The 19,859-nt window shown below is 67.9% G+C and carries 16 protein-coding genes; 7 read left to right on the top strand and 9 right to left on the bottom strand.

Features of this window, described 5'->3' with window-relative positions; translation table 11 throughout:
- Positions 1 to 13: 13 nt before the first annotated feature.
- The 3 genes from NRB20_RS34970 to NRB20_RS34960 form a co-directional block, all read right to left on the bottom strand.
- Entirely contained in the window at positions 14 to 1,669 is a 1,656-nt protein-coding gene (locus tag NRB20_RS34970; protein ID WP_153415705.1) for a glycosyltransferase family 87 protein, read from the bottom strand.
- Between the two features lie 93 nt (positions 1,670 to 1,762).
- Complete coding sequence (locus NRB20_RS34965; RefSeq protein ID WP_153415752.1) at positions 1,763 to 4,120, bottom strand: transglycosylase domain-containing protein; 2,358 nt, start codon at positions 4,118 to 4,120, stop codon at positions 1,763 to 1,765.
- A gap of 487 nt (positions 4,121 to 4,607) precedes the next feature.
- Entirely contained in the window at positions 4,608 to 5,018 is a 411-nt protein-coding gene (locus tag NRB20_RS34960; protein WP_319945791.1) for a DUF5318 domain-containing protein, read from the bottom strand.
- 173 nt (positions 5,019 to 5,191) lie between these two features.
- Here NRB20_RS34960 and NRB20_RS34955 point away from each other — a divergent pair, with 173 nt between their 5' ends.
- From NRB20_RS34955 to NRB20_RS34930, 6 genes are all read left to right on the top strand, one after another.
- Positions 5,192 to 5,761 carry a PadR family transcriptional regulator gene (locus tag NRB20_RS34955; RefSeq protein WP_153415704.1) on the top strand — a complete coding sequence of 190 codons (570 nt, stop codon included), beginning with the start codon at positions 5,192 to 5,194 and terminating at the stop codon, positions 5,759 to 5,761.
- On the top strand, positions 5,758 to 6,873 hold the full coding sequence (locus NRB20_RS34950; protein ID WP_153415703.1) for an inositol-3-phosphate synthase: 1,116 nt from the start codon (positions 5,758 to 5,760) through the stop codon (positions 6,871 to 6,873). Before NRB20_RS34955 ends, NRB20_RS34950 begins: the two co-directional genes overlap by 4 nt.
- A 196-nt stretch (positions 6,874 to 7,069) precedes the next feature.
- Positions 7,070 to 7,366: a hypothetical protein gene (locus NRB20_RS34945; protein ID WP_153415702.1), complete on the top strand. Its 297-nt coding sequence runs from the start codon at positions 7,070 to 7,072 to the stop codon at positions 7,364 to 7,366.
- 194 nt (positions 7,367 to 7,560) lie between these two features.
- Positions 7,561 to 9,090 (top strand): serine/threonine-protein kinase, encoded by a 1,530-nt coding sequence (locus NRB20_RS34940; protein ID WP_153415701.1) that lies wholly within the window; start codon positions 7,561 to 7,563, stop codon positions 9,088 to 9,090.
- 55 nt (positions 9,091 to 9,145) lie between these two features.
- On the top strand, positions 9,146 to 10,780 hold the full coding sequence (locus tag NRB20_RS39465; RefSeq protein WP_153415700.1) for an adenylate/guanylate cyclase domain-containing protein: 1,635 nt from the start codon (positions 9,146 to 9,148) through the stop codon (positions 10,778 to 10,780).
- Positions 10,777 to 11,445 (top strand): Crp/Fnr family transcriptional regulator, encoded by a 669-nt coding sequence (locus NRB20_RS34930; protein ID WP_153415699.1) that lies wholly within the window; start codon positions 10,777 to 10,779, stop codon positions 11,443 to 11,445. Before NRB20_RS39465 ends, NRB20_RS34930 begins: the two co-directional genes overlap by 4 nt.
- Before the next feature lie 147 nt (positions 11,446 to 11,592).
- Here NRB20_RS34930 and NRB20_RS34925 read toward each other — a convergent pair whose 3' ends face one another.
- The 6 genes from NRB20_RS34925 to NRB20_RS34900 all read right to left on the bottom strand — a co-directional run bounded on the left by NRB20_RS34925 (position 11,593) and on the right by NRB20_RS34900 (position 18,766).
- Positions 11,593 to 12,018: a GyrI-like domain-containing protein gene (locus NRB20_RS34925; RefSeq protein WP_153415698.1), complete on the bottom strand. Its 426-nt coding sequence runs from the start codon at positions 12,016 to 12,018 to the stop codon at positions 11,593 to 11,595.
- A gap of 9 nt (positions 12,019 to 12,027) precedes the next feature.
- Positions 12,028 to 12,489, bottom strand: coding sequence for a GyrI-like domain-containing protein (locus NRB20_RS34920; protein ID WP_319945790.1), 462 nt, complete (start codon positions 12,487 to 12,489; stop codon positions 12,028 to 12,030).
- Between the two features lie 378 nt (positions 12,490 to 12,867).
- The gene (locus tag NRB20_RS34915) at positions 12,868 to 15,120 is read right to left on the bottom strand and encodes a transglycosylase domain-containing protein (RefSeq protein WP_406603917.1); all 2,253 of its coding nucleotides are present in this window, start codon (positions 15,118 to 15,120) and stop codon (positions 12,868 to 12,870) included.
- Positions 15,121 to 15,414: 294 nt separating this feature from the next.
- Entirely contained in the window at positions 15,415 to 16,254 is an 840-nt protein-coding gene (locus NRB20_RS34910) for a carbohydrate ABC transporter permease (RefSeq protein WP_194290120.1), read from the bottom strand.
- A gap of 65 nt (positions 16,255 to 16,319) precedes the next feature.
- Complete coding sequence (locus NRB20_RS34905; RefSeq protein WP_319945804.1) at positions 16,320 to 17,267, bottom strand: carbohydrate ABC transporter permease; 948 nt, start codon at positions 17,265 to 17,267, stop codon at positions 16,320 to 16,322.
- 197 nt (positions 17,268 to 17,464) lie between these two features.
- A complete protein-coding gene (locus NRB20_RS34900; protein WP_153415696.1) occupies positions 17,465 to 18,766 on the bottom strand; it encodes an ABC transporter substrate-binding protein in 1,302 nt (433 codons plus the stop codon).
- 165 nt (positions 18,767 to 18,931) lie between these two features.
- Between NRB20_RS34900 and NRB20_RS34895 the strand changes: the two genes are divergently transcribed.
- Positions 18,932 to 19,762 carry a DUF2786 domain-containing protein gene (locus NRB20_RS34895; protein WP_153415695.1) on the top strand — a complete coding sequence of 277 codons (831 nt, stop codon included), beginning with the start codon at positions 18,932 to 18,934 and terminating at the stop codon, positions 19,760 to 19,762.
- Positions 19,763 to 19,859 lie beyond the last annotated feature (97 nt).

Genomic DNA, 19,859 nt, shown 5'->3' with positions numbered 1-19,859 from the left:
CCCTCTGCGCGAGTTACCGTACCGGCTGCGCGCTGACGTGCGACACCTGCGGCCGCAGGAACGCGGGCAACCACGGCAGCAGCGGATCCGGCGCGCGATCCAGGATTCCGCCGACCGGATCGTCCACACCCTCGAGCCGCACCAGATCCTCGGACGGCCGGTAGATCTGCCGAACGATCAAGGCGCACAACGCGATCACGGCCAGATCGCGCAGGAAGACGGTGCCGGTGAACCACTGCTCGGGCACCCCCTTGCGGTCGGTGCCCAGGTAGTAATACATCCGCGGGAACCAGACCAGCGCGTCGATCGTCATCCAGGTCAACAGGATTCGGCGATTCGGCAGGGCCAGCACGGCCAGCGGCACCAGCCACAGCGAGTACTGCGGACTCCACACCTTGTTGGTCAGCAGGAACGCCGCGACCACCAGGAAGATCAACTGCGCCAGCCGTGGCCGCCGCGACGCGGTCAGCGCGATGTAAGCGATTGCGGCACAGGCCAGCACGAACAGCAGCAGCGAGACCGTGTTCAGCGCCGAGGGCGTCTGCTCGGGGGCGAGGGTGCCGTCGAAACCCGTCCAACCGGTGAACGAGGTGATCACGTTGTAGATCGAATCCGGATCGGCCTGGCGCTGCGTGTTCAGCCGGAAGAACTCCCACCAGCCGTTCGTGAACGGCACGGCGATCGGCAGATTCACCACGATCCAGCTCACCGCCGCGGCCCCGACCGCGACCCCCGCGGCGCGCAGCGGACTGTGCCGGGCGCCCGCGAGATATTCGCGCACCGCGTCACCGAAACCGGTTCCGCTGCGGCGCAACAACTCTCGCATTCCGGGGATGCGCTGACGGTCGGCGGTGCGCAGACACAGCACCACGATCGGACCGAGCAGCAGCAGCGGATACAGCTTCGCCGCGCCGCCCAGGCCGAGCAGGACGCCCGCCAGTACCGAACGTCGGCGGGCCCAGGCGAGCATGCCGGTCGCGGCGAAAGCCGTTGCCAGCGCGTCGAAATTGGTGAACGCGTGCACCAGCACCAGCGGTGAGATCGCCACCAGCGCGGCATCCCAGATCCGTCGCCCCGCCAACTGCGTCGACGCCCAGACCGTCACCAGCCAGGCCATCGCCAGACCGATCACCGCGACATCGAAATACACCACCACCGGCAGCCCCCCGGGCAGCGGCAGCGACTCCCACACATTGGCCAGTTCCATCGAAATGTACTGGTAGAGACCGGAAAGCACGGGATATTCCATGTACCGGGTGTGCGGTTTCCCGTCCGAACCGTATTCGGTCCAGCTCTTCTTGTACGGGAACGCGCCCTCGTCCAGACGTTCCGCGCCGTACAGCGGCACGGTGTCGGAGTAGCACATCGCGACGTACTGGCGGCCGTTGTTCCAGTCCAGGGTCAACCGGCCGTCGTCGGTGGTGGTCTGCTGGATGCACGCGGCCTTACCGCCCCAGCTCAGGGCCAGCATGACCACCGCGAAGGCCAGCATCACCCGCACCGGCGTCCAGAATCGGGCCCGGCCGATCAGGGCGTGATCGCCGACCGGGCCGCCGATCGCGGTGGACAGCTGTGCGGTCAGCGGATCGGTACGGCTGGGACGATCACGCCAGGTCGCCGAGCGGGGCTCGGCGTCGGCGGCCGGGTATGTGTCTGGAGATTCCCGCATCTCGCCCCGGTTCCCCGCCTTCGCCACTCGCTCCTCGAACACGCCAACCGACGCTACCGGTTGGCGTGTCGACTGTCCCGGTCGCCGTCGGCTCTAGTTGCCGCCGCCGTTGCTGTTGGTGCTCTCCCCGGGAGCCGGTGTGCTCGGCCAGGTTCCGTCCGGTGCGACGGGCTGACCCGACATCGGTCCGGCGTCGTTCGGCTGCTGTTGCTGTTGTTGCTGCGGGCGACTCTGGTTCTGGTGGAATCCCGGAATCGGGATGGTGACGCCCGGCAGGATCTCCACCTGCGACGGGGTGATCTCCACCGGCGGGACGAACTGTTCGGTCGTCGAGGACGGCGGGGTGTACGGCGCGGAGTACGACGGCACACCGGCCTGGCCACCGATCTCGGCGGGCTTCGGGAAGGTCTCCTTCGGCGTGCCGTCGAGCGCGCCGTCCATGGTGTCCTTCCAGATGTCCGACGGCAGGGTCGAGCCGTACATGATGCCGCCGTTGGCGTTCTTCAGCGCGACACCCTTCTCGGTACCGACCCAGACGGCGGTCGAGAGCGAGGGCGTCAGGCCGATCATCCAGGCGTCGCGGTTCTGGCCGGTGTCACCGAGCTGGACGGTACCGGTCTTGGCCGCCGAGACGCGCCCGCCCGCCAGATCGTGCTTGAACGAGGAGTGCGCGATCGGCGCCATCGCCGCGACCACGTTGTCCGCCACGGCCTTGGACACCTTGCGCTCACCGGCGGACTGTCCGCGATCCAGCAGCACCTGACCGTCGGCGGTGACGACCTTCTGCACGAAGTGCGGTTTGTGGTAGATGCCCTCGGCGCCGAGAGTGCCGTACGCGGAGGCCATGTCGAGGGCGCGAACCTGGTACTGGCCCAGGATGATGCCGTCGTTGGGGCCCGACCCGTCCGGCTCGGTGAGGGTCTTGCCGACGCCCGGAATGGTGTCCGGGATACCGAGCTTGTGCGCCATCTCGGCGATCTTCTCCGGGCCGTTGCCGCCCATGTCCAGCTCCATGCGGTAGAAGCTGGTGTTCAGCGATCGCTTCAGCGCCTCGGCGATGGTGCAGACCCCACAGGTCTCACCCTCGGCGTTGGTGATCTTGATGCCGTGCACGTCCAGATCGGCACTGGAGTACATGGTGGACAGCGGTTTACCCATCTCGAGGTTCTCCGCCAGACCGAAGACCTTGAACGTCGAACCGGTCATCAGACCGGCGTTGGCGAAGTCGTAGCCCTGGCCGTTGGAACCGCCGTAGTACGCCTTGACCGCGCCGTCCTTCGGATCGACCGACACCACGGCCGTGCGGTCCTCGGGACGTTCACCCTTCATGTTCTTGGTCACCGAATCGACCGCGGCCTGCTGGGCCTTGGCGTTGATGGTGGTGGTGATCTGCAGGCCCTCGGTGTTGATCTGGCTGTCGCTGATCCCGGCCTCGGACAGTTCGCTGACCACCTGACGCTTGATCAGACCGTTGGGACCGGAATCGGGATCGTTCTTGTTGCCCGAGCTCGCGCTGGAGGACAGCACGTTCGGGTACTTCATCGGCTCGCGCTGCGCCTTGGGCAGATTGCCCATCGAGACCATGCCGTCGAGTACGTAGTTCCAGCGCTGGACCGCGCCCGCGCGGTTGTTCTCCGGGTCCAGACCGTAGGGCTGGTTGATGGTGGCGGCCAGCATCGCGCCCTCTTCGACGGTCAGGTTCTGCACCTTCTTGCCGAAGTACGCCTGTGCGGCGGCGTTGATACCGAAGGTGCCGCGGCCGAACGGGATGGTGTTCAGGTACGCGGTGAGGATGTCGTCCTTGCTCCACTGCCGCGCCATCTTCGCGGAGATGACCAGCTCGTGCAGCTTTCGGGTCAGCGAGTGCTGGTTGCCGACCATGGCGTTCTTGACGTACTGCTGGGTGATCGTGGAACCACCACCGGCGGTGGACTTGCCCATCAGGTTGTCGCGCACAGCGCGGGCGAAGCCGGAGATGGAGAAGCCGGGGTTGGTGTAGAAGGACCGGTCCTCCGCGGCGATCACCGCGTTGCGCACGTGCGGCGGGATCTGATCGATCGTGACGTCGGTGCGGTTACCTTGCGGCGGAACGATTTTGCCGATGGTCGTGGTGCCGTCGTCGGCGAGGATGGTGGCGACCTGAGCGGTTTTGAGGTCGCCGGGTTTGGGTACCGAGACAGTCGAGTACGCGATCAGGAAGACCGCGCTGGGCACCACGACGGCCAGCGCCACCAGCACGTACAGGACGCGACGCACGATCCTCCAGGGGGATTTCTGCTTGCGGCCCTTGGGACCTTTGCCGCCGCCGGAACCCGAGCCGTTGCGGCGCGGGGGCGGACCGGACGGCGGGGTGCCGCCGCCGACCGCGCGGTTGGCGCCGGTGCGCGGCCGGGTGTTGTCACCGGGCCGCGGGCGAGTTCCCGTGCCGGAGCGTTGATTTCGACTCGACATGGCCTCGCCGAGGGTGCCGGGCGGAATCTTCCGGGTGGCTCCGGAGGCCGGGTTGGCGATCTTCTGCGTCGCGCCGCTGGGCGGGCCGGGCCGGGCCGCGGGGCCGGGCCGTCGCGGTGGCTGGCCGCCGGGGCCGCGCGGGGCCTGTCCGCCCGGACCGCGGGGCGGCTGGCTCTGCGGTGCGCGTGTATCGCCCTGCGGCGCACGCATATCGCCCGAGGGCGGGCCGCTGCGGCGCGGGCCGGGCGCCTGTCCGCCCGGACGCGCCGGCGGCATCGGCCGTCCGCCCTGCGGCGGGCCCCCCGGACGCGGCGGGGGATATCCGCCGGGGCCGGATTGCGGACCGCGGTTGGCGCGGCCGCCGGACGGTCCATCGTCGTAGGGCGAAGTCACAGCTCGGATCTCCATAACTCGAAACGGTCCGGGTGGCGGCCGATCACAACAACCGCCGCGGGCCTGCCGGGGCGGCCCGCAAGCGCGATACACATCACTCGGCGGCGGTCCGACGGGTGCCGGTGCGCCGACGCGTGGGCGTCGGTACGTGCCCCAGCACATAGGACTGCACCAGGTGGTTCCAGCTACAGCTACGGCACACCTCGACCACGTGCACCGAGAACTCCTCGCGGGTCTCCGCCAGCCGGATCAGCTCCTCGGGCGTGCGGGCCGAGCCCGCGACCGGGCCGAGTCCATCGCCGTAGACCCACGATACGAGAGTGAGCTGCTCTTTCCGGCAGATGGGGCAGGTGACCTCACTGCCTCGTCCGTGGAACTTCGCCGCGCGCAACAGATAAGGATTCGCATCGCAGACCTCGCTGACGGCGACGCGACCCGCATAGACATCGGCCAGCAGCGACCGACGCCGAAGCGCATAGTCCACTACCTGCCGCTGAATTCGCACGCTCACCAGAGTAGCGGTGCACACCGACACACGCCGCCGGGTCCGCGCCCTCGATCCGTCCGGCGCAACTCGATGTGTCGCACCGACGTGTCGGCTACTATATCGGCGCGATATAGTTGGTCATTGCATCCACAGGTGCGGTTCGCATACGACTCGGCAGGAGGTGAGGCCCGATGCTCGAACTCGCGATTCTCGGGCTGCTCCTGGAAGCGCCCATGCACGGCTACGAGCTGCGCAAACGCCTGACCGGGTTGCTCGGGCCGTTCCGGGCGTTCTCCTACGGCTCGCTCTACCCGACCCTGCGCCGCATGCAGGCCGACGGGTTGATCGCCGAGGAGTCCCCGGCCGGCGCGGTGACTCGGCGGGCACGGCGGGTTTATCAGCTGACCGAACCCGGCCGGGAGCGGTTCAGCGAGCTGCTCGCCGACACCGGGCCGCAGAACTACACCGACGACGGATTCGGCGTTCACCTGGCCTTCTTCGGCCGCACCCCCGCCGAGGCGCGGATGCGGATCCTGGAGGGCCGGCGCCGGCAGGTCGAGGAGCGCCGGGAGGGGCTGCGGGAGGCGATCAAGCGGGCCAGCGGGACCCTGGATCGCTACACCCGGCAGCTGCACCAGCTCGGCCTCGAATCAAGCGAGCGCGAAGTGCGCTGGCTCAACGAATTGATCGCCGCGGAGCAATCGACGGAAGGCGCGATCGATGAAAGCGGCACCACAGAAAGAGGGAAATACCGGCCATGAGTGATGTCAACACGGCTGCACAGGCCACCGGTGCGAGCGCCGGGTCCGAGATTCGCGTGGCCATCGTGGGTGTGGGTAACTGCGCCTCTTCGCTGGTCCAGGGCGTGCAGTACTACCAGGACGCGGACGAGACCGCGACCGTGCCCGGCCTGATGCACGTCAAGTTCGGCCCGTACCACGTGCGCGATGTGAAGTTCGTCGCCGCGTTCGACGTGGACGCCAAGAAGGTCGGCTTCGACCTGTCCGACGCGATCTTCGCCAGCGAGAACAACACCATCAAGATCTCCGACGTGCCGCCCACCGGGATCACCGTGCAGCGCGGCCCGACCCTCGACGGCATCGGCAAGTACTACGCCGAGACCATCGAGCTGTCCGAGGCCGAGCCGGTGAACATGGTGCAGGCGCTGAAGGACGCGAACGTCGACGTCCTGGTCTCCTACCTGCCGGTCGGTTCGGAAGAGGCCGACAAGTTCTACGCGCAATGTGCCATCGACGCCAATGTCGCATTCGTGAACGCGCTGCCGGTCTTCATCGCCTCGGACCCGGTCTGGGCGAAGAAGTTCGCCGACGCCGGCGTCCCGATCGTCGGTGACGACATCAAGTCCCAGGTCGGCGCGACCATCACGCACCGCGTCATGGCCAAGCTGTTCGAGGACCGCGGCGTGCAGCTGGACCGCACCATGCAGCTCAACGTCGGCGGCAACATGGACTTCAAGAACATGCTCGAGCGCGAGCGCCTGGAGTCCAAGAAGATCTCCAAGACCCAGGCCGTGACCAGTAACCTGAAGAAGGAACTGGGCGCGAACGACGTGCACATCGGCCCGTCGGACCACGTCGGCTGGCTGGACGACCGCAAGTGGGCGTACGTGCGCCTGGAGGGCCGCGCCTTCGGTGACGTGCCGCTGAACCTGGAGTACAAGCTCGAGGTGTGGGATTCGCCGAACTCGGCGGGCATCATCATCGACGCGGTGCGCGCGGCCAAGATCGCCAAGGACCGCGGCATCGGCGGACCGGTCATCCCGGCCTCGGCCTACCTGATGAAGTCCCCGCCGAAGCAGCTGGCCGACGACGTGGCCCGCGCCGAGCTCGAGGCGTTCATCATCAACGCCTGAACCGCGTAGTCGGATGTGGTGAATCGATGCGCCCCCGGGATTCCCGGGGGCGCATCGCTTTTTCCGCGATTCGCGTTTCCGCGTTGTGTATCGAGGTTTACACACCGAGCGTCGTCACGCTGGCAGTACTTTCGCTCGCGGGTCGGCAAGATAGTGATCACCTTGCCAACCAGAGCGAAACACCTTGGAGCACAACATGATCAGCAAGATCCGCCGCATCGCCGCCGTCGCCGCCACCGCCGCCGCCCTGGCCGGTGCGGGAGCCGGAATGGCCTCTGCCACACCGGTTGCCGCCGAACCGGCGCACGCCTCGGTCGGTCACTCGATGCACACCTGGTGGGGTGAGGGCTACTGCGGTTGGGGCAACAACTTCAACTGGCACTACTACAACTTCTGCGACCGCAACGTGTGGCACGGCAGCCACCACCGCGACTGGGACGACTACCGCAACCACCACCGCGGCTTCGACTTCGACTGGTTCCGCGGCCGCTGAACCTCGAGCACCACGAGTACCGCTCGGACGGCGAGTGCCCCGGCCACCGCGCCGGGCACCACCCCGGGCAGTCGTAAACCCCACCGCCCCAGCCTTTTGTGCGCCCGCGCCGATCGAGCGGGGCATGCGTAGTGTGGGTGTCGGAAAGAACCATCACCGCGATATTTGCGCGGTACCGCGACCGGAGGGTAACGGTGATCGAGCTCGACTCCGGCGATTCGTTCGCCGGTTACATCATCGACCGCAAACTCGGTTCCGGCGGCTGGGGCATCGTCTATCTGGCGCAGGATCCCCGGCTGCCCAGGGCTGTGGCCCTGAAACTGCTCGATCCGGCGAAGGCCGATCCCGAGGCCCGGCAGCGGTTCGAGCGGGAGGCGGATTTCACTGCCGCCCTGGACCATCCCAATATCGTGACCATCTTCGATCGTGGTGTCACCGATGACATCCACTGGATCGCAATGCAATTCGTGCACGGGACCGATGCCGGGAAACTCGCCGACGTCGAAGTGGAACGTGCGTTGCGGATCGGTGCGCAGATCGCCGACGCGCTCGACTACGCGCATCGGGCCGGTGTGCTGCACCGGGACGTGAAACCCTCGAACTTCCTGATCGCCGCCCCCGAACCCGGTCGCCGCGAACGCGCGCTGCTCACCGATTTCGGTATCGCCCGGCTGCGCGAGGTCACCACCGGTCTGACCAGGACCGGTTCGGTGACAGGTACCGCGGCTTACGTGTCGCCGGAACAGGTTTCGGGTGATCCGGTCGATCACCGGTCCGATCAGTACTCCCTGGCGTGCAGCCTGTTCGTGCTGCTGACCGGGCGGCCGCCGTTCCCGGTGACCAATTCGATCGCGCTGATGCACGCGCACGTCTACACCCCGCCGCTGCTGCCGGGTGAGCTGATGCCCGAATTGGCCACGCTGGACCCGGTTTTCGCCAAAGCGCTGGCCAAGGATCCGGCGGATCGTTTCGACACCTGCGGTGAGTTCGTCGCCGAGGTGGCGCGGGTGCGGGCCGGGATCAGCGATACCACGGCGCTGTCGAAACCGGTGGAAAAGCCGAAGCCGCAACGTGATTCGCGACGGGACCGGAAGCTGCCGCGCTGGGCGCTGCCGGTGGCCGGCGCCGCGGTGGTGATGCTCGCGGTGCTCGGCTACCTGATCCTGGGCACCGACGTGTTCGGCGGCGCGCGTGATTCCGCGGCGTCCACGGTCGTTCCGGCGGGTGCGTCGTCGGGCTGGGACACCCGGCATGCCCCTGCGGCACAGGCGTTTCCGGGGCTCATCGGCGGGATGAACGCCAATACCGGCTGGCGCGGGGCGCTGTGCCGGCAGAACGATCCGGGTTCCACCGAGGAGCCCGCCGATCACGACTACGCCCGCATCTCGTGTGTGGTCCAGGTGGACGACGGGAGTCCGCTGGTCATCGACATCATGGATCGTGCCGGGTCGGCCCATGCCAGGCTCGGACTGAACGGGCTGGTCGCGAAGTTGTTCAACGCCTGCGATCCGCGTCCGCAGTCGCTGCCCCACGCCGAACAGGCCCGGCCGCCGCTGGTCGTCACCTGCACCGGCAGCGACTACAGCCACGACACCACCCATCCGCCGGTGTGGACGTTCTTCCCCGACTCGGCCTACTCCCGGTTCGTGATCGTGATGAGCTGGCAGCACCACACCATCGATCAGCTGATCGAACAGTGGCAGCAGCTTCCGCTGGGCAGATAGGCGCGGGATCGCTCGGCGGGATGCCGTGCGCGGGATCGATGAGTAGGTTCGACGGGTGTTCAAAGTGCGAGCGCTCACGTGGCTGACGGCCCTGTCGTTGCCCGCGCTGGGGCTGTGGTTGCTCATCGCCCAGCCGATGCTGGACGCCCACTACGAACATCATGTGCAGCACTTCTGGCTGGTGCTGGCCGCGGCGGTGCTGGCGACGGGGTTGGGCATCGTCCTGTTCCGGGCCGCGCGGGCCCGGCGCGATCTGCGGTTGATGCTGGTCTCGTTGACGTTCCAGTTCTCCGCGGGTTTCCTCGCGCTGCACGCGGTCGCGACGCCCGGGGTGATCCTGGATTCGCCGAACGCCGGATTCGTGTACGCGGTGCCGATCGGATTGACGCTCGGCGGGATCGCCGCGCTGGCCTCGGCGTTCGAGTACGGGCCGGAGACCGTCGCGCGGCTGCACCGGCAGACCTGGCTGCTCTCGACGCTACCGGCGCTGAGTTTCGTGGTGTGGTCGGCGATCTCGCTGACCCGGCTGCCTCCGCTGAACGGAACACCCAGCGCCACAGAGTCTTCCGGCCCGCTGGTCGGCATCGCGGCGGTGGGCGCGCTGTGCTATCTGGGTGCGGCGATCAGGTACGCGTGGCGGTTCGTGCAACGTCGCGCGCTGCTGCTGCTCACCATCTGCACCACCTTCGTCCTGTTGATCGAGGCGCTGCTCGCGGTCGGATTCGGGCGCAGCTGGCGGACCTCGTGGTGGGAATGGCATGTGCTGATGGTGGTGGCGTTCGCGCTGATCGCGGTCAGTACGCATCTGCAATTCCGCAGGGAGGGTTCGGCTCTCGGATTGTTCGACAGCGTCACGCTGCAACAGACGATGGCCTCGCTGGAGCGTGATTACGAGCGGGCGCTGACCGAGATGGTCGGCATTCTGCGGGAGCGGGCCGCGAGCGGGGTGTCCGCGCAGGAGCCGCTGGGACCGGTCGGGGTGCGGCTGTCGCGTCGATTCGGGCTCACCGAACGGCAATTGGCGGTGCTCGCGCAGAACGCGCGGCTGTACGGGCAGTTGGACGAGCTGTTCCGCTCCTACATGTCCCCGGCGGTGGCGACCGAACTGCTCGCCGATCCCGCGCAGGCCGATCTCGGCGGGCGGATCGCGGAGGTGAGTGTGTTGATGGCGGATCTGGCGGGGTTCACGCCGTTCGCCGAGCGCACCGATCCGGCGGCGGTGGTGCAGATGCTGAACACCTATTACGGCGCGATCGTGCCGGTCATCCTGGCGGAGGGTGGCACGGTGGTGCAGTTCGTCGGGGATGCGGTGATGGCGGTGTTCAACGCGCCCAACGCGCAACCGGATCACGCGTGGCGGGCGGCTCGGGCGGGGCTGGGGTTGCAGTACGCGGTCTGGCAGATCGCGGCGGGACATCCGGACTGGCCGCGCTTCCGGGTCGGGGTGAACACCGGGCCCGCGCTGGTCGGCAATGTCGGTGCGGCGCAGATGCGCAACTACACCGCGATCGGTGACACCACCAATACCGCGGCCCGGTTGGAGGGGGTGGCCGAACCCGGCACGGTGGTGATCGGCGGCGCGACGTACGCGCAGCTCGGTCCGCGCGCGGCGGTGCGGGAACTGGGCGGGATCAGCGTCAAGGGCCGGCGCGAGCCGGTCACCTGCTACGTGTTGGAGGGTCTGCGATGACGACCGAATTCGCGCTGCTGCGTGGGCTTTCGGACGGTGAGCGGCGGCAGCTGCTCGCCTCGTGCACGCCCCGCAGGTTCAAGCGTCGCGAAATCCTGTGTCACGAGGGCGATCCCGGCGACACCCTGCACCTGGTGAAATCCGGGCTGCTGCTGATCCGGGTGGCCACCCCGCTCGGTTACACCGCGACATTGAGCGTCATCGGCCCCGGCGACGCCTTCGGCGAACTGGCCCTGCTGAGCCCCGACGCCAAACGCACCGCCACCGTCGAGGCCGCCGAGAACGCGGAAACCCTGAGCATCAGCCGCGCCCAGCTGACCGCGTTGCGCACGACCTATCCCGATATCGAACGCATGCTCACCGACACCCTCGTCGAACAGGTCCGCCGCCTGTCGGGCATGGTGCTGGAGGCCCTCTACCTGCCCGTCGAGGCCCGCGTCGTCCGCCGCCTGGTCAACCTCGCCCGCATCTACGGCGGCCCCGCCCCCATCGCCGAAATCCGCCTCACCCAGGACGATCTAGCCTCGATGGCAGGCACCACCCGCGTCACCGCGAACAAGATTCTGCGCGAACTGGAGGACCGCAGCATCCTCGAACTACGCCGCGGCCGCATCGTCGTCACCAACCGCCGCGCCCTGGTAGCCGCCGCGAACACATACCACTGAGACTGTGTATCTCGTTCGCCGAGGCTGTATTTCGGGCAGGACCTGAACCCCAGCGCTCGGGTCGTTCGCATTCCTCTGGATCAGATGTCACCGCGCTGTGAACCGGACTCCGAGCCGAATATTCGGCTCGGCCGACCCCGGATCGATTCAGTCCAGGGAGACGAAGACCTCCACCGAGGCAGGCCCCGTGTAACGCTCGATCTCCGCGCTGTGGGAGCGGGTGATGGTGCCCGCGGCCTCGGCCTTGGCGACCTTGGCCCAGGCGGTGCGCAGCAGGTCGTACGGTTTGTCGGAGACCACGAATTTGGCGTAGCGCCCGGCCGGGATGCGGGTCAGGACGTCGCCGGTGTCGAGTTCGTCCAGGGCGGTGAGTTCGTAGCCCAGGACCGCGACGGCGTGATCGTTCTGCCCGACGTAGGCGGCCACGCGCTGGGCGTCCTTCTCCCGGGACAGGTATCTGTCCCAGGTGAAATTGACCAGGTCCAGATCGCGGGCGGCCACCTCGCGACCGACCAGCGGAACGGTGAGCCCGCCGACGAGGCTCTCACCCAGGGTGACTATCTCGAAATCCATGTCCGCGCCCTACTTCTCGCCCGTGTCGTCGTCGGCCAGCGCAACGAAGACCTCGACCGTGCGCTGGTCCGGATAGTGCTCGAAATCGCCGGTGTAGGCGCGCACCAGCGCACCCGCGGTCTCCAGATCCCACACCGCCCGCCACACCGAGACGATGGTGTCGCCCAGGTTGTCGCCGCTGCGGATGAATCGGGCGAACCGGCCGCCCGGCACGCGTGCCAGCACATCACCGGGTAACAGTTCGTCGAGGCTCGCGCAGCGGTAGCCGACGATGTGCGTCAGATACGAACCGATCTCCGGCGCGTGGTCGACGTACGCGCTCGCCGGGGGGCCCGGCAGCTCGCGTTTGAGGTTGTGCCGCCAGGCCTCCTCCACCTTCAGCCGGCGCGGGCCTTCGACCGCCAGCGCCGGGCTGCGCAGGACGGTGCCCGCGACCAGCGTCTCGTGGCGCTCGACGATATTGAAATCCACCGGTGTCGCCCCTATCTCGTATCTCCGGCCTCCGCTCCGCTGCGGCGGGTGGGGCCCTGTCAACCCGGTCTTCCGTTCCCGCTCCGGCAAGCTCCACTCGCTCGGGCCCGGGCGGGCCCCTGCCGGGTGTCGGAGTGTCGTGGGGTGGGCGGGAAATCGGGTGACCTGGGGTTGTTCTGTCCCTGCTTCAGGTGATCCTATGCGTGTCGGCTGATCGACCCACATCGGGCCGGTCGACGGCGGTGTTGCCGTCGCGTACTCCGTTCCCCGAGCTTAGTCGGGGGCTGTGACATGGCGGTGGAAGATGATCTCGACCTGGTCGCGATCAGTGAGACGGAGTCGGTCGCGGCAACGTTTCCGGTGCCGCGACATCCGTGTTCAGCGGGGGACCGGGACGCTCAGACCGGGGAAGATCTCGACCTGCCGGGGCGGTGCGGGCGGTGCGGGGACCGGGGCCGGAGCGGGTGCGGGCACCGGGGTGCGGCGGCGTGGCGCGGTGGTGGTCGGCGGCGCGAGGATGTCGAACGGGCCGTGCGACTGCTGGGTGGACGGCGGCGTGGCGATGAACGGGCCCTCGGTCTCGCTGGGTGCGGTGGTCGGGAAACGTTCGGCCGGGGTACCGCTCAGCGCGCCGTCCATGGTTCGCTTCCAGATGTCCGAGGGCAGGCCCGCGCCGTAGATGGGCGCGCCGCCGGAGGTGCGGATGGCCTGGGGTCGGGCGGTGCCGACCCATACCGCCGTCGACAGCGACGGGGTGAATCCGACCATCCAGGCGTCCTTGTTGGCTCCGGTGTCGCCGAGCTGGGTGGTGCCGGTCTTGGCGGCGGCCGGGCGGCCGGACAGCGCGTGACCGTTGGAATACGCCGCGATCGGCAGCATCGCGGAGATCGTGGTGTTGGTGACCTGCGCCGAGAAACGTTGCTGCGCGGGCAGTTGATCCTTACCGGGCACCCCGCGGTCCAGCAGTACCTGCCCGTCCCCCCGCACGACGCGCTGCACGATGAACGGCGTGTGATACATCCCCGAATCCGCGACCGTCGCATACGCCACCGCCATGTCCAGCGGCCGCACCGAATACGCGCCCAGCACGATCGCCAGCGCGGGCGGCCCGCCGTTCTCGCTGAGGGTGCGTCCCGCGATGCCCGGAATCTGCTCCGGAATCCCGGCCTGATGTGCGGCATCCGCGATGGCCTGCGGCCCGATCGTCTCGGCGAGCCGGTAGAAACTCGTGTTCAGCGACCGTTTGAAAGCCTCGGCCAGCGAACAGGTTCCGCAGGATTCCCCTTCGACATTGGTCACCGCGACGCCGTTCACCGTCACTGGCGCGCTGTTGATCGGATACGACAGCGTGATCCCCTGCTGCAACGCCGCCAGCACCGCGAACGTCTTGAACGAGGACCCGGTCTGCAACGGCGCCTGCGCGAAGTCGAAGCCGACGCCGTCGTCCCCGCCGTAGTAGGCGCGCACCGCACCCGAACGCGGGTCGACCGACACCACCGCGCTGCGCAGCTGGTCCGGTTGCGTGGCCAGTGTGTCGTGCACCGCGCGCAACGCCGCCTGCTGGGCACGCGGATCGATGGTGGTGGTGATGCGCAACGCCCCGGTGTCGATCTCCTGCTGGCTGATTCCGGCATTGCGCAGTTCGGCCAGCACCTGGGTGCGGATCAGCCCGTTGGCATTGTGCGCGGCCTCGTCGGTGAACGCGCTGATCGGCGCGATCTGCGGAAACTGCGTCGCCGCACGGTCTTTCGCGCTCAACTTGCCCATGCCGACCATGCCGTCGAGGACGTAGTTCCAGCGTTCGGTCAGCTGCGGCAGATGCGTTTCCGGATCCAGCAGTGCGGGAGTGCGGATCACCGAGGCCAGCACCGCGCCCTGCGCCACGGTCAGTTCCGGCACCGGTTCGTTGAAGTAGGCGCGCGCCGCCGCCGCGATCCCGTACGCCCCGCGACCGTAGTAGATGGTGTTCAGATAGGCCGCGAGGATGTCGTCCTTGCTCCACTGCCGCGCCATCTTCGCCGAGATGATCAGCTCCCGCACCTTGCGCGTGAGGGTGCGCTCCGAGCTCAGGAACGCGTTCTTCACGTACTGCTGGGTGATCGTCGACCCGCCGCCCGCGTCGTCGCGCCCGAGCAGGTTGTCCCGCGCCGCGCGCACGAACGCCGAGGTCGAGTAGCCGGGATTGGTGTAGAAGTTCCGATCCTCCGCCGAGAGCACCGCGTCCCGCACCGCGACCGGCACCTGCGCCAATGGCACGGGAGTCCGATTCCCTTCCGGCGGAACGATTCTCGCCAAAACGGTGTTCCCGTCGTCGGCCGTGATCGTCGCGATCTGATTGGACTGCACCGCATCCGGCGCGGGCACCTGCGCACTCCAGTACGCCAACCCCAACAGCAACACCGGAATCACGAAGAAGATCACGAACAACGCCAGCAACAACCGCCTGATCCGCTGCCCCCGAGTCCGCCGCGGCCGCTCGTGCGCGGGCTCGTTCCCCTCCGGCCTGCTCCTGCGCTGCGGTGCCGCATGCTGCCGCCGAACCCGCCCCGGCAGTTCGTTCCACCCTGCCAACGACGCATAGGGCGCGGCCCTGCGCCCCCGACCCCGCCCCCACACACGGATCGATCCCACGATCAACTCCTCGGCCTACCAGAACAAGGTGATCGAACAACCGCACGACAGAATTCGCCTACCAGCCTAAGACCCGCGCCCCGATCCCCGACACCGACAGCCCGCGCGACACCGTGCGTGCTTCACTGCGTGTGCGGAATCCCGATCCACAGCGGCCGAGGCGGTCGTGCGACAGCCCGACCGTCAACGGCGTCGCGACGGCGGACGTGGAACTCTGATCGACGCCGAACCGGCGTTCACTTCACCGACCCCGGGGTAGCCCGAGAACGTATCCGATTCCGCCGAACGCGCGTCCTAGCTCTTGACGCCACCCGCGGTCAGGCCGGAGATGATGCGGCGCTGGAAGAGCAGGACCATGATCACCAGCGGGACGGTGACGATGATGCCCGCGGCCATGATCGCCGTGTAGGGCTGGACCAGGGGGTCGTTGCCGGAGAAGCGGGCGATGGCGACGGTGACCGGTTCGGTGGCGTCCGAGGACAGCAGGCTGGACAGCAGGTATTCGTTGACGGCGGCGATGAAGGCCAGGATGGCGGTGGTGAAGACGGCGGGGGCCGCCAGGGGGAGCATCACGAGGCGGAACGCCTGGAGGCGGGACGCGCCGTCGATGCGCGCGGCTTCTTCGAGCTCCCAGGGCAATTCGGCGAAGAACGACGCCAGCACGTACACCGTCATCGGCAGGACGAAGGAGATGTTCGGGATGATCATCGCCTGGTAGTGGCCGAGCCAGCCGATATCGGTGAACAGCTGGAACAGCGGCGTCACCAGCACCACCACCGGGAACATCGACGCGCTCAGCACCAGCCCGGCGACCAGCGTCTTACCCCGGAAAGTGATGCGCGCCAACGCGTATGCGGCCATCATGCCGATCAGCAGCGCGATCACCGTGGTGGCCGCGCCGATGACGACGCTGTTGGTCAGCGCCCGCCCGAAGTTGTTGCCGCGACTGGTGTCGAAGGCGTTCTTGAAGTTCTGCGTCGTCAGATGCGACGGCCACGGCGTGTTGTCGAACGTGTACGCCGGATCGCGGAACGCGGTGACGGCCATCCAGTAGAACGGCCCCAGCCCCCACACCAGAATGATCAGCGCGCCGATATACGTACTCGCGGAACGCAATCGGCGGCTCAACGGCATCCGTGCCCGAACCGTGCCGGAGGTTTCCGGCACGGCGACGGCATCGGCGAATCCGGTGTCGCTCATCAGTGCGCCCTCCGCTGTTCTTCCTGTGTCGCGACCGCGTTCGCGCCCAACACCTTCACCAGCACGAACGCGACCGCGAAGATCAGCAGGAAGGTGATCACCGACAGTGCCGAGGCGCTGTTGGCCCCCTGCCGCACCTGATCGACCACCAGGATCGACAGCGTCCGGGTGTTGGCGTTGCCCTGCGTCATGATCGCGGGCAGATCGTAGAGCCGCAGCGCGTCCATGGTGCGGAACAGGATCGCCACCAGCAGAGCGGGTTTGAGCAGCGGCAGCGTGATGTGCGTGAACCGCTGCCACGCCGACGCCCCATCCACTCGCGCCGCCTCGTACACGTCGGCCGGAATCACTTGCAGCCCGGCGAGAATCAGCAACGCCATGAACGGCGTCGTCTTCCACACGTCGGCGATGATCACCGCGAACCGTGACCACAGCGGGTCGGTCTGCCACAGAATGTGTGTTCCGAGAACACGATTCACCACGCCGTCGTACTGGAACATGAATTCCCACAGCCGCGCGGTGACCGCGGTCGGGATGGCCCAGGGGATCAGCACCGCCGCCCGCAGCAGTGCCCGTCCCTTGAAGGTCTTGCCCATCACCGTCGCCATCCCGAGCCCGATGACCGCCTCGAGCGTCACGGTGATGACGGTGAACAGCAGGGTCACCAGGATCGCGGCCCAGAACTGCGAGCCGAGGTTGCCGGTCGGGCAGGCTTCGGTCCCGCCCGCGGGCAATGCGCACTGCTGCAACAGCCAGTGCGTGTAGTTGCTGAATCCGGCGCTGCCGCCGTTGACGAACATGCCCGTCGCGGGATCGAGCCCGGAGTCCTTCTGGAAGGACATGCTCACCGCCCGCACCACCGGATACCCGATGACCACGGCCAGGGCCACCAGCACCGGGGCCACGAATATCCAGGCGCGCCCGGTGTCGGGCAGGGCGCGGGCGATCGAGGACTTCCGGCGCGGGGGCCGGGCGGTGACCACGGTCGCGACACCGCCCGCCGCATCGCCGACGATCTCGTCGACCGGTCCGTCCACGACCTCGTCGACCGGCTCATCCACAGGCGGGTACTCCGACGTTCCCGAAGGATCCGACACGTTACTTCTCTCCTACGGGACTCGGCTCGGCACAGGCGCTTTCGCGGTCAGGAACCGGCGGCCTCGATACCCTTCTGCATACCGGTGATCGCGGCGTCGACCGTCTTCTTGCCGGTGATCGCAGCATAGGCGTTGTCCTGGATGGCCTTGGACACCGCCGGATAGAACGGGGTCACCGGCCGCGGCACGGCGCTGGCGATGGAATCCTTCAGCGTCGGCAGGTACGGGAACTTCGCGATCAGCGCCGGATCGTCGTACAGCGAGGCCCGCACCGGCGGGTACGCGCCCTCGGCGACGATGTGCTGGGCGTCCTCGCTGATCAGGAAGCGCAGGAAGTCCAGCGCGGTGGCCTTGTGCTTGGAGTACGCGCTGATACCGGCGTTGTAACCACCGAGCGTGGACGCGCCGATGCCGTCCTTGCCGGGCAGTGCGGCGACGCCGACCTCACCCTTCACCGCGGACGAATCCGCCTGTGCCACACCGTAGAAGTTCGGCCAGGTGCGCAGGAACAGCAGTTTGCCCTGGGCGAAGGCATTCTGGCTCTCGGGCTCCTCGAAGGAGATGGCCTCCTTGGGGATGTCGCCCTTCTGGTAGGCGTCGGTGAGCACCTGCAGACCGGCGCGGGCCTGCGGGGAGTCGATGGTCGGGGTCTTGCCGTCCGGGCCGACGAAGGTGCCGCCGTACGCGTTGATCACCTCGGCGGTGTTCACGGTCAGACCCTCGTAGGGCGCGAATTGCCCTGCGTAGCAACCGAGATTGTGCTGTTTGGCGACGGCGCAGTCACCGAGCATCTCGGTCCAGGTCTTGGGCGCGTTGGGCACCAGGTCCTTGCGGTAGTACAGCAGGCCACCGTTGGTGTTCAGCGGCGCGGCGTACAGGTTGCCCTTGTAGGTGGCGCTGGCGACGGTCGGGGACAGCAGCGTGGAGGTGTCCAGCGCGAAGGTGTCCTTCAGCGGCTGCAACCAGCCCTTGGCCGCGAATTCCGCGGTCCAGGTGACGTCCAGCGCCATCACGTCGTAGTCCGACTGTTTGGCCTGCAGGTGTTGGGCCATGTCGTCGTGCTGCTGGGAGGCGTCGTTGGACTGCTCCTTGAAGGTGACCTTCTCGGTCGGGTGCGCGGCGTTCCAGCGGTCGATGAGCTGTTTCACCGCACCGGTCTCGGAGGTGTCCTTACCTTCGACGAAGGTGATCGGGCCGCGACCGTCGAGGTCCTGTGTGGCCGGGTTGGTGCCGGTGCTGCTCGAACATCCGGTCGCGAGGGTCGCGGTGAGCAGCGCCGCCGAGGCGGCGGCCAGTGCGGCGCGGGAGGTCCGGGACGAGCGTCGTGACCTCACCTTGTTCAATGCCATCGATACTCCAGGGTCGAGACGAGTCACAGCCGCCTTGGCGTGCACGGGGAGCCGAGCGGTAGCGACGCGTAACCGTGAGCGCCGGCACACTCAGCCTGTTGCACAAGGCAAGATACATCGTCGGCGGCCGGTCGTGTCGGTCGGTTCTGGATATTCTGGGCTGCGATGCCGACTCAGCCGACTCAGGACAAGTTGCTCACACGTATCGGCGGACTGCTGCGTCAGGCGGAGTCCACCGACAACGAGCACGAGGCCGAAGCCTTCCTCGCCGCCGCACAGCGCCTGGCGACGCGTTCGTCGATCGATCTGGCGGTGGCGCGTGCGCACGTGACGGGCCGCGAGCGCCGGTCGACGCCGGTGCAGCGGGTCATCGCGATCGGCGAGGCGGGTAAACGCGGATTGCGCACGTATGTGCAGTTGTTCGTCGCGATCGCCGCCGCGAACGATGTGCGCTGCGATGTCGCTCGGACTTCGACGCAGGTGTACGCGTACGGGTTCGATTCCGATATCGCCGCGTGCGAGGCGCTGTACGCGAGCCTGCTGGTGCAGATGGTGCGGGCGTCGGATTCGTACATCAAGTCCGGGCAGTACCGCTCGGCGACGGTGGAGAAGATCGTCATCGAGAAACGCTATGGCCGCAAGGTGCAGCGCCAGGTCCGCGCCCCCGTCGCCGCCGTGACCGCCCGCCTGAATTTCCAGATGGCCTTCGCCGCCCGCGTCGGTCGCCGCCTGGCCGCGGTGAAGGCCGACGTGGAAGCCGAGATACAGGCCGATGCCGCCGCGACCCCCGGCACCGCGATCGCCCTGCGCGACAAGGAACTCGAACTGACCAGCTACTACACCCGGAACTCCGAAGCCCGCGGCACCTGGCGAGGCCCTCAGGCTTCCGCCGGCTATTCCCCGGGAGCCCGCCGAGCCGGTGACCGCGCGGGCCGGGCCGCCCGCCTGGGTTCCTCCCCCGAACTCGGTGCGGCCCGTGGACAACTCGACTCGTGAGCCGTCGAGTAGTGGGGCGCGGCCCACATGTGCCGATGTTCGTCGCGGATCTCGCCGTGGATGGGCGTGGTCGCGGCGTCGGCTGTTGTCGGCCGAG

It is taken from the genome of Nocardia macrotermitis, from assembly GCF_009604405.1.
In the GTDB taxonomy this organism is placed as follows: Bacteria; Actinomycetota; Actinomycetes; order Mycobacteriales; family Mycobacteriaceae; genus Nocardia; species Nocardia macrotermitis.
The sequence above is the reverse complement of the archived record's forward strand: the minus strand, read 5'-3'. Positions and strand labels throughout refer to the sequence as shown.